The sequence below is a fragment of the Hirschia baltica ATCC 49814 genome (assembly GCF_000023785.1).
Lineage (GTDB): Bacteria > Pseudomonadota > Alphaproteobacteria > Caulobacterales > Hyphomonadaceae > Hirschia > Hirschia baltica.
Map to the genome: position 1 here is coordinate 1,618,560 of NC_012982.1, position 12,341 is coordinate 1,630,900.

A 12,341-nucleotide genomic window follows, 5' to 3' on the forward strand; every position below is an offset into this window, starting at 1 on the left:
AGTGGAAATCAGACGTACAATATGTTCACGAGTATAATGATTTTTGGCGAGGTTCTAAAGCATCTATAGATGTAGGTTTTCATGTTTCCAACTTACCAAAACTGGTAAAGTCGAAAATGAGTGGTTTAATCTGACTATGTCTTGAAGATTTTATTGAGAGAGATCGAACTTGTCATATCTTTGGTGTGTGACTGGAGGAGAGGAAGGGATTCGAACCCTCGATACGATCTCTCGCATACTCCCTTAGCAGGGGAGCGCCTTCAGCCGCTCGGCCACCTCTCCTCGATCAAGAATACTCTCCTAGCGGGTTTTGCTAGGGGAGAGCAAGTAGGAATTCCAACAATTTTGGTGGGATTATAGTTTTTTTTGAAATACGCGTGTTCTGTTAATTGTCATAGACTTCTAAATCCGTGAGGGAAACGGTGTATGCAGCTTCTGCCAAATCGGTGTAGGTGCTATCAATATGGACATAGCCTTCAATCCAGACGGCTTGTTGCAGGTCTTTTAGTTTTATCGGCTTGTCTGTTTTGACGTATATTGTCTGATTAGGCGGAGGCGGTGGTGCGTGCAAACAAGCACCATAATAAGGGACAAGTAGAAATTCCTTGATCTTGGCATTTTTTCCAAATTCAAATGGAACTGTATAACCGGGAATGCGGATTTTGTGACCGTCCAAAATTTTCACTGTATTGTGAGTACCAAATTGCATTGCAACGTCGTTTTCGCCGCCTTCAGTCACATTAAACAACGATTGCATTTGATTTTGGATTTGTGCAGCAGTGCGCTCGGCTTCTCCGGGAGGTAAAAGATCATCCCAGCCGATTTCAAACGTTTCGTCTTTGTCTTTTGGTAAAACGTAAGCAAGCGGGTCTATTTCAGTTTGCTCTGCACTGGGTTCTGAATTTGAGGCCGATTGAGCAAAAGCTTGACCGCCAATTGATAAACAAGAAGCAAGTGCAGCAACGAATAAATGATTAAAACGCATTTGTGTACTTTCTACAATTAATGCTGATTAGGTAGCTGTTAAATATGTCATGATTCAGACCTTGATTGTAAGTCCGTCTGCAAGAGTGTTCTGTGTGGCACGTGCTGCCGGCCATAAAGACATAACTGCCGATAGCAATGTTACAATTATGATGGTTGCAAATTCCAACACACCGATCTGCATACCAATTAACGTCAATCCAAATTGAGCACCGATTATTGGGGCCACAAAGAATAAAATGGAATGAATGAGGGCTACGCCTAAAACAGCTCCACAAATAGCCAAGAGCATTGCTTCAGTTATTATCAATGCAAATATATGGACTGGACCAGCACCAAGAGCGCGCAGAATTGCCATTTCTCTGCGACGTTCTTTGAGGCTTGTAAATATTGTAATCAAGATAGTCGCTAGCCCTACAATGACAACGAAAAATGATATTGCGCTTAGCGCTTTTTCCGCTGAACCGACAATGCTCCAAAGAGAGGAGAGTGTCATTCCTGGAATAATGGAGAGAAGTGCTTCATTTGGGTATGTATTGACTTCGCGATTGAACCTGAGGACAGCAGCACGCGATTTTAACCCGATAAATGCTGCATTTATTGTATCTGGTTCAACATGTTTGTGTTCTACTTCATGCTCATGCTCATGCTCATGCTCATGCTCATGCTCATGCTCATGCTCATGCTCATGCTCATGCTCAGTGTGGTGCTCATCGCGGCTTTCTACGTCATCATCATGGGTAGCGTGAGCTGAAGCAGGCGTTGAGTGCATCGTCTCTATTGCTTCAAGGCTCACATGAATTGTTTTATCTACCGGTGTTCCTGTGGGCGCTAAAATCCCTACGACCGTGAAGGCGTGTTCATCATGATTATGGAATGAAACATCACCTATCCCATGCGAAAGAATGATTTTTTTACCCAGACCATAATCCAGACGACGTGCAATATCTGACCCTATGACAACATCAAGTTTGTGTGGGTTGAAAAGTTCACCAGTTTTGAGTGCTAGGTTCTGGCTGTTGCCATATTTGTAGTGCTCAAAATAATCTAAAGATGTGCCCAGCACACGGTAGCCGCGGTGACTATCGCCAAGAGATATGGGAATTGACCATGCGACATCAAGCCTATGGGCAATAGCTTCATATGAATCCCAAGACATTGGACTTGTGGCATCACCAATTCTGAAAACAGAAAACAGCAAGAGATTGATTGGCCCTGTTCTGCCGCCAACTATAGCGTCGACTCCAGATATTGTGTTTTCAAAACTAGCACGAGCTGAATGTCTCGATTTTTCGACCCCTACAAAAAGTGCAACGCTCAATGAGACCGCTATGATTGTGAGTAATGCCGTTGTTTTTCGGGCTAGAATGCTTTTCCAAGCGAGATTTAGAATGGTTGTGCGGTTCATTGTATCAACTCTCCCGAGAATTGATTGATTTGAGAGAGGTCGATAATGTGTTCAAACTGATTAGCTAAGCTTTCATCATGGCTCACAAATAACAATGTTGAATTATGAGTTGTGGTTATTTCCGATAACAGATTTATAAAGCTATCTCGGTTCTTTGTATCAAGTGCTGAAGTTGGCTCGTCCGCGATAACCAGATTGGGCCCACCAATAAGCGCACGGGCAGCTGCAACCCTTTGTTGTTGACCGACGGAGAGTTCTGAGACTGGCCGGCTCCAATATATATTAGGATCTAACCCAAGTTGATTGAGGAGGTCCTTGCCAGATTCTTCAATCGTGCCATTCGCTATTTTAGCAGTGCGGGCACGGGATTTAGAAAAACGACATGGGAGGCAGATATTTTCACATATCGAAAGATAAGGAAGTAAATTGAACATTTGAAAAATTATTCCCATCTGTTCTGCTCTAAACTTATCTCGTTTGGAGGAGGAATAATCCACGATATTCTCTTGGAAAACTTCAATTGAGCCAGATTGCGGTATTAAAATGCCCGCAATAATCCCGAGTAAAGTTGATTTTCCACTACCGCTATCGCCCTTAAGGAATGTACGACTTCCTTTTTCAATAACTAGACTAGGAATAGCGAGAGTAGTTTGATCGTTCTTCCAGCCAAATTTCAAGTCGGTGATTCGGATCGCCTCATCTAATGTCGTCATGCAAATAGCCTTTGGAATATAACAACTTTTCAACGTAATATTACGGTGCGAGGTATTTGTGGATTGCTCATTTTGTATAGTGTTACTATATAACGATTAAATGTGTTAAGGCCATAAATCTATGGTGGCACAAAACGACGCAATTCAGTTCAGTAAAAGAAAAAGGGCTCAGTTCAATACGTGGAAAATCTCGTGCATATCTTGGAGAACAAATTCGACATTCCCATAGCTTTATCATTTTCAATATTAGCTGGAATAATCTGTTTTCTCGGTATCATGCTGGCAGCATTCAACAGAACTATTGCTGAACGTTTTAGTCATATAGGGGCAATATTAGCAGGTTTTTTGTTAGGTCTAATTGCTATAACTCATCTTTTGCCTGAGTCTCTTTCATTTGGAATTTTGGCATCTTTATTTATATGCCTAGGGTTTTTGTTGGGCTTGTATTTGGATAAGGTCGGTCATGTTGATACTCAGCACATTGGGCATGTGACATTAACACCAATAATTGCGATTGCTCTTCATTCCTTTTTAGATGGAATGATTTACGTTGTGTCGTTTGGGCATAGTCATGAAGGCGGGATATTTGCTGGCATTGGATTGGTGCTGCATGAACTGCCAGAAGGACTGATTACATTTATCTTGTGCTTTTCATTATTGAAACGCCTTATACCTGCATTGACCCTTGCAATTTTCGCAGCAGCTCTCAGCACACCAATGGGTACAATTATTGGCAATATCTTGGGGCATCACTGGGGTGAAGCATTCTTGGCTTACGCCTATCCTATTTCTGCAGGACTGGTCAGTTGGGCAAGTATAAGTTTGCTAAAAGAGCATGCGGTCAAAATCCTTCCCAATCGAAATAGATAAAGCCCTTCAAAGTGCTTTTGTAAGAGCAGTTATAATTCCTGCAACTAGGGCGTCTTTTTGTCGTTCTATTAGCGGAAGTTCTTTATAAGGTATCAATAAAGGATGTGTTTTGGCTTTTTGGTCCTTTATCGGCCCATAAACCCATCCATTGTCTTTTTTTTCTTGCATCCATTGATCATGCTGGGCGGATTCTGACGCATCTGGATTCTCAATTCTAAATCGGGCCCCTTCAACAGAAGCTTTTTTCATCCAGTTGGGAGCTTTTTTCCAATGAGGGATTGCTTCTTGGTTGTGCGCAGCTTGGAAAGCTCTCACCGCTTCATGCATAACACGAGCAATGACTAATATTTCAGCTTCGGAATCTTGGACCATAAAAGCTCCTTGAGAATATTTTCGTCTTGACGATATATTGATTCAGCTAAACTCTGAAGATGAAGAGACGAGTGCTGACTATATGTATGATATACTGAATAAATTCGTTTTATTTTAGTCGATCTTAAATCCGCGTTGGGATAGTGATGCTTTTTGTTAGATTTATTCTGCGTCGATTTGAAAGTCTTGGACTTCACCGGTCTGCATTTCTTTACTGGATTTTGTTAGTAATTGTATCTTCAGTTTCCATTGTGTGTGGTTATTTGGGGTGGATGAATTGGCAGCTTGATCCGAGTAGTGGAGGCTTTGTGCCGCGAAGCCATGAAGACAGAAACTGGCAAACGATAATCGAAGCTGTGCAATTGAGCGTAAAGTCTATTTTTGCGTCAGATATTTATATTTCCACTTCTCTTCAAGATATGCCTCCCAAGCTTCAAATAGCACGCCTATTTGGTTCATTTGCTTTTGTATTGATGTTTGGAAGAATTTTTATTTTTGCGCTCGGCGGCAAAGCATCAAGATTGTTTATGTGGGCGAGAAAAAATCATGATGTCGTTTTAGGAGATGATGAACTAGCTGAAAAATATGCAACTCTTGCAGAAGTTAAAGTCACACATATTACAAATAGTAATGTTGGCCACAACACGCTTAAGCCAGATGGCCGGTTAAAAGTTGATCTTGTCAAAGCGGGAGTCAGTAGAGCAAGGCGTGTTATTGTAGCGATGTCCAGCGATGTCGAAACATGGTCAGAAGCGCAAAAGATTGCTCATATCTATCCTGACACGGAAATTCTTGCGCATATTACAGACCCATGGCTTTTGGAACGTATAGGCAAAGCTGATCCTGCAACGCATCTAAAGCCATTCTCTTTTGTCTCTGGTGCGGCGCGAGAGGTTATGCTTGCTCATCCACCATATCTTTTAGCGCGTCGAAAACAATCCGATGTGCAGCATATTATTATTGTTGGCTTTGGGTATCTTGGGCAAGCATTGGTGAGAGAGTTTTTGATAACGTCGATATCCAACGCGCCCGCCAGAATGGCTGTAACGATTATCGATCCAGACGCCAAAAAACAATCAGCGGCATTTAAGGCGCGTCATCCAGGGTTAAGTGATTATGTCGACTTTGCTTTCATGGCAGGTGAACTCACATTGAAGTCTCCGACGATAGAGGCGCATCTGATCCAAAGATGTAAAGACATGCCTGCATGTGCGGTTTATATCGCACTTGAGGAAGAAGAGCACCCATTGGTCAGCGCTGTTGCAATTAAAGATAGAGCAGAACGAGAAGGATGGTTTGATGCGCCGATTTTTGTGAATTCAGCTGAAGGTTCTGGATTGAAAAAAGTGCGGCAGGGTGCTGGCAAATTGGGTCAGAAAGCGAATGCCTCTGACACATGCAATTCTCACAATATTTTAAGCGAGTTATCGCTCATTCCTTTTGGATCATGGGAAAACGGGATGGATGGCACTGAGCTTTTAACCCCAGATTATGATGAGATACCTCGTAAATTTCATGAGACCTATATAGAGACGCTCAACAAAACCAATAAAGCCAAAGTTCTCTCAAATGACTGGGATTTATTAGAAGAAGAATTTCGCGTTGCAAATCGGAGAGTAGCTGGCCACATTAGAGCAACGTTGGATGCAGCTGGGTTTGATCTCAATGCTTGGTTGGAAAAAGGGAGTGAGGGAGGGCATTCCTATAAATGCACAGATTTGCCCGAAGCTGCTGCCAATTTTCTCGATTTGGACAATGTATATGAAATTGAAAAACTAGCGCAATTGCAGCACAAACGGTGGATGTTTGATCGGTTGTTGAATGGTTGGAAATATGACCCAGTTCGAAACAATCAAGCAAGACTGCATAACTGTCTTGTCGAGTATGATCAGTTAGATGAAAGTACGAAGGAACAAGATCGTGCTATGGTTCGTCAAATAGCAAGCATCATTCGTTCAGTTTAAAATGTAATCATCTATGATGAAATAGAGTGAAATCCATAAATACTAAGCCACTCGACGTAGTTTCGGACCATTTGGTCGAGGCACCGGTTTGTTTCCTGAGCCATCATTTGGAATCAGAATTTCGTGATCATTCATCGGTGATCTGGCTGACACACCGAAGGTCTCCAGAGCATTGATAGCTGCTTCCAGGTCTGCAAGCGCTATGCGCCATACTGGAAGACCTTCTATTTCTTCATCAGGGTTTTCACCCAGAAAAGCACAGTATCGCCGTGCTAAGACCTCGTATGATTTCATTTCAATCCCCCATATGATTGGATTTAGCCAAAACTATTTAGGGGTCAGAATGAACTCAGGTAGTTTTCGTAATCTTAATAAGACGGAATCAATTTTAAATTTTAATGATTAAATGCAGTAGAGGTCTGCAAAATCGTTTTCCATCAATATGTTGTGCGCGATTAATATGATGAAAACAAATTTCAATATTCCACTGAAACGCATAATTTCTACTGTTTGGGGATGGGACGCCCGTAATAATCGCGTTCAACGACTTCCCGTGATGCACTTGATTCTTCCGTTGAAATTGTTTCTGCATCAGTGCCTAAATCAGGTGTTGGAGCAGTCGTACCATTGGTCTTGTTAGGTGCCGTCATACGATTTGCACCACCGCGTTCTTCTTTGGCATCGCTTAGAACATCGTTCAGCCCTAGCTCTTTGGCTGTGAAGGCCACAAGACCACCAGATTTGCACAGCATTTCAACAACATTTTGGCGTGTTTGAAGTTCAATCATACGCATGACTGCTTTGCGGACTTCTGGGTCTCTATTCGCAAGTGTGTCTGCAAGTTTATCTATGTGTTGTTGGTCAATCCAAATCGGACCAATAGGGCGACCATCAGGCCCAGACTGCGCAGCTTGCGCCTCAGCCATTGTATCAACTTCAACAAAAGAGAAATTGGCTTCGTATATTTTTATACCAAGCGGCATGCCATTTAGCATGTTTCCATCTTTGGATTCTTCTTCAATTTCCCGTAAGGACTGTGTGACAGCTTGTTCAATACGAGTTTGTTGCGCGCGAATATCTTCGTCATTGCATCGTGTAATTTCGTTATCAAATAGATTTTCAATGCGGTTGGCAAAAGTAGCACCAAAATTATCTAATTGGCTGGAAATATGGATACGTTCAATGTCCAGACGAAAGACAACATTGGCTGTTATTTCCAATTGGTGACGGTCGAGCGTTAAACTTCTAAATGGCTTGGGTGTACAAGTGTTTACAGTCAATGAAATTCGACCCGTACGTCGATTTACAAGAGATTTTGTGAAAAACTCACCAGTCTGTGATTTGCGCGAAGGGTAAGTGATATCAGGAGCATCTTTGTCTCGTAAAACTGACATTTTCGGGTCCCACAGTGTCGCTGGTTCCCTGAGCGCGCCGACTATCTCGCCCTGAGATTGGACCACATAGGTGTGGTTTGGGTTTGCATCAAATGTGCGGGAGGCTCGGTAAATCAGGAGACCGATCAATACTAACAAAAGTACTGCGCAAACTAATACCAGAATTGTCATTACCATGTTGGTGATGTCCCATTTGCAACAATTATTAAAAACCCATTAATCGGCACGGTACAACTGCTAAAGCGGATGTTCAATCGCTTTCGTGTTTTAGCCGAGAATTAACACAGTTCTAATCTCCTAATTGGGGTTTTCTGCTTTGTATTTGTATAGCCAGTCTTGGCGGTTGTTTATAAAATTAGGAAATAATCGGGCAGCAATCTGTATTGGTTTGTAATGAATTAATCGGGATATTGGTTGGCCGTGATGGAATAAGTTCATATTCGCACGGGCTCCCGCTTGGACGCGGCTGGTTCGCGGCTTTCTTATTTTCTCAAAAGTTTTAAGGGCTTCAGACCAAGAATAATTTTCTAAACATGCGGCAAGAATTTCCGCATCTTCAATGCCCATAACTGCGCCTTGCGCCAAGAACGGAAGCATAGGGTGTGCAGCGTCTCCTAACACGACCAATCGACCGTTTGTCCAAGTTTTTAATGGCATTCGATCGTGCAATGCCCATTTAAAACATGAATCAATAGATTGGGTGAGTGTTCGTATTTCTGGAGCAAAGCTCGAGAAATCTTGAATTAAATCTTGCGGATTGCCGCGTTCTGTCCAGCTCTCTTTTTGCCAACTTTCTTGTTCAACAACTCCGACAAAATTTACAAGCTCACCTGATCTTAGGTAGTAAGTCACAGCATGTCGTTTATCACCAGTCCAAACGGTAGCCGACGGAGGAATTAAGTCCTTGGGCAAATCTTTGGTTGGAATGACGGCCCTCCAAGCGAGATTACCTGTGAAACGAGCGGTGTTTTTTCCTACAATGTGTTCGCGAACGATAGAATGAATACCGTCAGCACCAATTACAACATCTCCATTATACACGGCCCCGTTAGAACAGGTGACTGAAGCGCTTTCCCCATTCTCGACAAGCTTTACGACTTTGTGGTCAGTATAAATTTCGCATTTGGAAGAATTTTTGACTTCTTTTTCTAAGATTGAAAGAAGGTCAGCTCTATGGATATGAAGATAGGGTGAGCCGTACTTTGTCTCAGTGTCAGTTAGAGGAATTGAAAAAACGTTTTTACCTGAATGACCCAGCTTCATATCAAGCGATTTAGGTCTAAATGCTAAATCTTCTAACTGTGTTTGAAGCCCCAGCTTATATAGGACGCGGGTGCCGTTAGGGCTTAGCTGAAGGCCCGCTCCAACTTCTTTAAATTCTGAAGCCTGTTCGAATATGACAACATGCATACCGCGTTCAGCGCAGCATAATGCTGTCGTCAATCCGGCTATTCCGCCACCTATAACCAATACTTTCAAACACTCTCCTCCTGAAAAGGTGTGGAATTTGATGTGTTTGCATCAATCGCTTGTGTATTGGTCAATGTGGCGAAATGGCTTTCTGTTGAATTAAACGTTCACGACCTCAAGGCGCCAAGCAAGATTATCATCAAGCCCTTTGGTTTGGAATGCACATGCTATTTTGCCGGATACATCCGGTCCTAATTGCTCTTTTACCGTTGTGATCAAATCAATATCACTCATCGTACCGGCACTAGAAAGCGGCTCTACCCCCCAGAACAGGGACATGTGTCCAAGTTTGGTTTTGTCTTGCGTGTGCGCAATTAGGCGTTTTTTCAAGCGTGCGCGTGAGAACCTTGAGATGATAGAGAAGTGAGCTGTAGAAATGAAAACGGCTTCACAATTATTATGAGTAGCCATATCTTCAACAGCATTCGCCACAAAGTCAGCATCCATAGAGTCACTGTCACTGCTTGGGGCAAAACTACTTGACGATTTTTCGTATTCACGATCATTTTCAACAGTTTTTACGATGCGGTCCATAATCGCAACGGCTGTTGCAGGGTGGCGACCTACCGCAGTTTCAGATGACAACATAATCGCATCAGTACCTTGGTAGATAGCAGTGGCAACATCGGAGGCTTCTGCCCGTGTTGGTGAAGCTGATTCCACCATAGATTCCAGCATGTGCGTGGCGACGATAACTGGTTTTCCAGCTGCGCGAGATGCACGAACAATACGACGTTGAAGAATAGGCACCATTTCAGGCGGATATTCTACTCCCAAATCCCCACGGGCGACCATAATACCATCTGAACCATCAACAATGTCATGAAGGTTTTCAATAGCTGCAGGTTTCTCAACTTTTGCAACCAAACGACCGCGTCCCTTCATTAAAGCACGAGCTTCTTCAAGGTCTGAACGGGTTTGAACAAAAGAAAGCGCGATGAAGTCAGCACCCAAACTACAAGCAAACTCAAGGTCATCTTTATCTTTAGGGGTCAGTGCGGGAACAGGCAGAGCTTTGCCTAACAATGTAAACCCTTTTTTATCACCAATTTTACAAGGTATGTCAGATTTTACCCATGGTGTATCACCAGCTTTCGTGACGGTTAGAACAATTTTCCCATCATCAACTAGAACTTGGTCTCCCACTTCCATCACTTTGAGGATTTCAGGGTGAGGAACTGGGATCACATTCTCTTCATCAGACTTTTTGCCTGGAACAAGTTTGATTTCTTCATCCATGCTGAGACGGATATATCCTTCAGGAAAGCTCCCAACACGAATTTTGGGACCTTGCATATCTGCAAGTACGCCTAAAGGACGGCCAACTTTTTCCTGAGCCAGACGAACATAATCATAATTACGTTTATGTCCTTCATGGTCGCCGTGTGAAAAATTCAATCTGAAAATATCTACACCAGTTTCAGCCAATAGGCGGATTGTGTCGGGTGCGGAGCTTCCAGGACCTAGTGTCGCGACTATTTTTGCACGGCGGCTTGTCGGGGAGGCAAAACGGCTCATTGGGATGTCCTAGGAAAAGTTTAGTTGTTGGCTATTTTCATGGCTTCTTGGGCAGTGGCTTCAATTCCATCCCAATCATTGTTTGCTAAAGCAGCATCACTTACCAACCAGCCACCGCCGACGGCAACTACATTTGGTATTGCAAGATACGTCATCATATTGCTTGGGCTAACGCCGCCTGTTGGCATGACTTTCAAATTTTGAAGGGGTGCTACCAATGCTTTAAGTGCACTCGCTCCACCAATTTTTTCTGCTGGGAAGAATTTCACGACTTCAAAGCCTTCTTCCATTCTCTGAAGAGCTTCACTCGCAGTTGCTATACCTGGGAAAGCAGGAACGCCTGATTCAATAAGTGCAGCTGCGAGTTTAGGAGTACAACCTGGTGAAACAGAAAACTCAGAACCAGCTTTTAATGTGGCATCAAGATCGGCAGGCGTTAAAATAGTTCCAGCACCGACGATAAGTTCAGGCTGTGCAGCTTTCATTTCAGAAATGACTTCAAGCGCCGCGTCTGTTCTTAAAGTGACCTCAACAAATTTTACACCACCTTTATAAAGTGCTTGAGCAAGAGGAGCAGCATGTCTGACATCTGACACTGTTAACACTGGAACAACAGGGGCGGAGGTAAGAGCTTCCAAGACTGGTTTCATATCACATGTCATATCAAAATCCGTTTAGTATGCTGCTGCGCCCAACAATGGCGCTTCGGCGCTGGTGATTAAATATATTGGAACATCAGTCATATAAGATGACATAGGCCCACGATCGAAAAAGCGCGATAAGGCTTCTGGCGCGCTGATGTAGTCGATCAGAGCAGTCGTTACACCGCCCGCAGCAACAACACCACCTTTTGCACCATTAGCCAAAACGGCATTTCCGTATGCCGTCATTACGGTGTTTGCTCTCATCCTGCAAACGGCATCACATACTTTATCACCTAATTTCGCACGTTCATGTGCTGTCGCAGGGGAAAGTTTCTCAGGAGTCTGTCCAAAAACTTCGAACATGGTCTCTAAAAGTTGATTAAACCCGACACCGGCACTCACTGATTCGATAGAAACATAGGACGCCTTTTCTAAAAGCCTCTTATAGACATCTGCTTCTAGCGCTGTCGTCGGTGAGAAAGCTTGATGGCCTCCCTCACCACGTAGAACTTGCCATGTTTTATTTTCATTTGGAATAAGTGTCGCAAACCCAAACCCTGTTCCGGGCCCAGCGACGATAATGGGTCTTCCGGGTGCCGAAATGCCTTCGCAGATTGTTTTCAATCCTTGTCCATCAGAATTTAAACCTAATTCAGGGATGGAGCGAGCCATTGCTGCAAAATCATTGAGAAGGTCTACTTGATCCATTCCAAATTGCTTTGCGAGTTCTTCTCCGCAAACTTGCCAACTAGAATGATTAGTTAAAGTCACAGTGTTGTTACGGATTGGTCCAGCCAAGGCAAAAACAGCTCTTTTGGGCTTGATGTCTATTGTTGCAAGAAAAGCATCTAATGCGTCTGAAAACGTCTCATATTTTACATTGGGAGATTTCCAAAAGTGCTCAATTTTTGTTGGACCTCCGTAGCGACGAGGGTCTTTTGAAACAGCAAAACGCACATTTGTGCCACCTACATCGCCGACAACTACATACTCAGACACGACTT

At 43.3% G+C, this 12,341-nt stretch carries 12 protein-coding genes and 1 tRNA gene; 2 read left to right on the forward strand and 11 right to left on the reverse strand.

Going from position 1 to position 12,341, the window contains the following annotated elements; all coding sequences use genetic code 11:
* Positions 1-192 precede the first annotated feature (192 nt).
* The 4 genes from HBAL_RS07680 to HBAL_RS07695 all read right to left on the reverse strand — a co-directional run bounded on the left by HBAL_RS07680 (position 193) and on the right by HBAL_RS07695 (position 3,105).
* Positions 193-282, reverse strand: a tRNA-Ser gene (locus tag HBAL_RS07680).
* Between the two features lie 103 nt (positions 283-385).
* On the reverse strand, positions 386-985 hold the full coding sequence (locus tag HBAL_RS07685; protein WP_015827372.1) for a DUF3299 domain-containing protein: 600 nt from the start codon (positions 983-985) through the stop codon (positions 386-388).
* Positions 986-1,039: 54 nt separating this feature from the next.
* On the reverse strand, positions 1,040-2,392 hold the full coding sequence (locus HBAL_RS07690) for an ABC transporter permease (protein ID WP_015827373.1): 1,353 nt from the start codon (positions 2,390-2,392) through the stop codon (positions 1,040-1,042).
* On the reverse strand, positions 2,389-3,105 hold the full coding sequence (locus HBAL_RS07695) for an ABC transporter ATP-binding protein (RefSeq protein WP_015827374.1): 717 nt from the start codon (positions 3,103-3,105) through the stop codon (positions 2,389-2,391). Before HBAL_RS07695 ends, HBAL_RS07690 begins: the two co-directional genes overlap by 4 nt.
* Positions 3,106-3,297: 192 nt before the next feature.
* On the opposite strand from HBAL_RS07695, the gene HBAL_RS07700 reads away from it, so the two are divergent.
* Complete coding sequence (locus HBAL_RS07700) at positions 3,298-3,975, forward strand: ZIP family metal transporter (protein ID WP_015827375.1); 678 nt, start codon at positions 3,298-3,300, stop codon at positions 3,973-3,975.
* A 6-nt stretch (positions 3,976-3,981) separates the two neighbouring features.
* Here the strand turns inward: HBAL_RS07700 and HBAL_RS07705 are convergent, their stop codons facing one another.
* Positions 3,982-4,347: a RyR domain-containing protein gene (locus tag HBAL_RS07705; protein ID WP_015827376.1), complete on the reverse strand. Its 366-nt coding sequence runs from the start codon at positions 4,345-4,347 to the stop codon at positions 3,982-3,984.
* 146 nt (positions 4,348-4,493) lie between these two features.
* Here HBAL_RS07705 and HBAL_RS07710 point away from each other — a divergent pair, with 146 nt between their 5' ends.
* Complete coding sequence (locus tag HBAL_RS07710; protein ID WP_015827377.1) at positions 4,494-6,311, forward strand: RyR domain-containing protein; 1,818 nt, start codon at positions 4,494-4,496, stop codon at positions 6,309-6,311.
* A 42-nt stretch (positions 6,312-6,353) separates the two neighbouring features.
* Here HBAL_RS07710 and HBAL_RS07715 read toward each other — a convergent pair whose 3' ends face one another.
* The 6 genes from HBAL_RS07715 to HBAL_RS07740 form a co-directional block, all read right to left on the reverse strand.
* Positions 6,354-6,605: a hypothetical protein gene (locus tag HBAL_RS07715; RefSeq protein ID WP_015827378.1), complete on the reverse strand. Its 252-nt coding sequence runs from the start codon at positions 6,603-6,605 to the stop codon at positions 6,354-6,356.
* A gap of 209 nt (positions 6,606-6,814) precedes the next feature.
* Positions 6,815-7,882: a hypothetical protein gene (locus HBAL_RS07720; protein WP_015827379.1), complete on the reverse strand. Its 1,068-nt coding sequence runs from the start codon at positions 7,880-7,882 to the stop codon at positions 6,815-6,817.
* A gap of 120 nt (positions 7,883-8,002) precedes the next feature.
* Complete coding sequence (locus HBAL_RS07725) at positions 8,003-9,184, reverse strand: FAD-dependent oxidoreductase (protein ID WP_015827380.1); 1,182 nt, start codon at positions 9,182-9,184, stop codon at positions 8,003-8,005.
* 90 nt (positions 9,185-9,274) lie between these two features.
* Positions 9,275-10,693: a pyruvate kinase gene (gene pyk / locus HBAL_RS07730; RefSeq protein ID WP_015827381.1), complete on the reverse strand. Its 1,419-nt coding sequence runs from the start codon at positions 10,691-10,693 to the stop codon at positions 9,275-9,277.
* 20 nt (positions 10,694-10,713) lie between these two features.
* Positions 10,714-11,343 carry a bifunctional 4-hydroxy-2-oxoglutarate aldolase/2-dehydro-3-deoxy-phosphogluconate aldolase gene (eda, locus tag HBAL_RS07735; protein WP_041302132.1) on the reverse strand — a complete coding sequence of 210 codons (630 nt, stop codon included), beginning with the start codon at positions 11,341-11,343 and terminating at the stop codon, positions 10,714-10,716.
* A gap of 24 nt (positions 11,344-11,367) precedes the next feature.
* Entirely contained in the window at positions 11,368-12,336 is a 969-nt protein-coding gene (locus HBAL_RS07740; RefSeq protein ID WP_233356765.1) for a glucokinase, read from the reverse strand.
* Between the last annotated feature and the right edge of the window lie 5 nt (positions 12,337-12,341).

Coding starts and splice junctions, on each gene's coding strand:
- HBAL_RS07685 (WP_015827372.1), bottom strand. CDS start 985: ATGCGTTTTAATCATTTATTCGTTGCTGCACTTGCTTCTTGTTTATCA.
- HBAL_RS07690 (WP_015827373.1), bottom strand. CDS start 2,392: ATGAACCGCACAACCATTCTAAATCTCGCTTGGAAAAGCATTCTAGCC.
- HBAL_RS07695 (WP_015827374.1), bottom strand. CDS start 3,105: ATGACGACATTAGATGAGGCGATCCGAATCACCGACTTGAAATTTGGC.
- HBAL_RS07705 (WP_015827376.1), bottom strand. CDS start 4,347: ATGGTCCAAGATTCCGAAGCTGAAATATTAGTCATTGCTCGTGTTATG.
- HBAL_RS07710 (WP_015827377.1), top strand. CDS start 4,494: ATGCTTTTTGTTAGATTTATTCTGCGTCGATTTGAAAGTCTTGGACTT.
- HBAL_RS07715 (WP_015827378.1), bottom strand. CDS start 6,605: ATGAAATCATACGAGGTCTTAGCACGGCGATACTGTGCTTTTCTGGGT.
- HBAL_RS07720 (WP_015827379.1), bottom strand. CDS start 7,882: ATGGTAATGACAATTCTGGTATTAGTTTGCGCAGTACTTTTGTTAGTA.
- pyk (WP_015827381.1), bottom strand. CDS start 10,693: ATGAGCCGTTTTGCCTCCCCGACAAGCCGCCGTGCAAAAATAGTCGCG.
- eda (WP_041302132.1), bottom strand. CDS start 11,343: ATGAAACCAGTCTTGGAAGCTCTTACCTCCGCCCCTGTTGTTCCAGTG.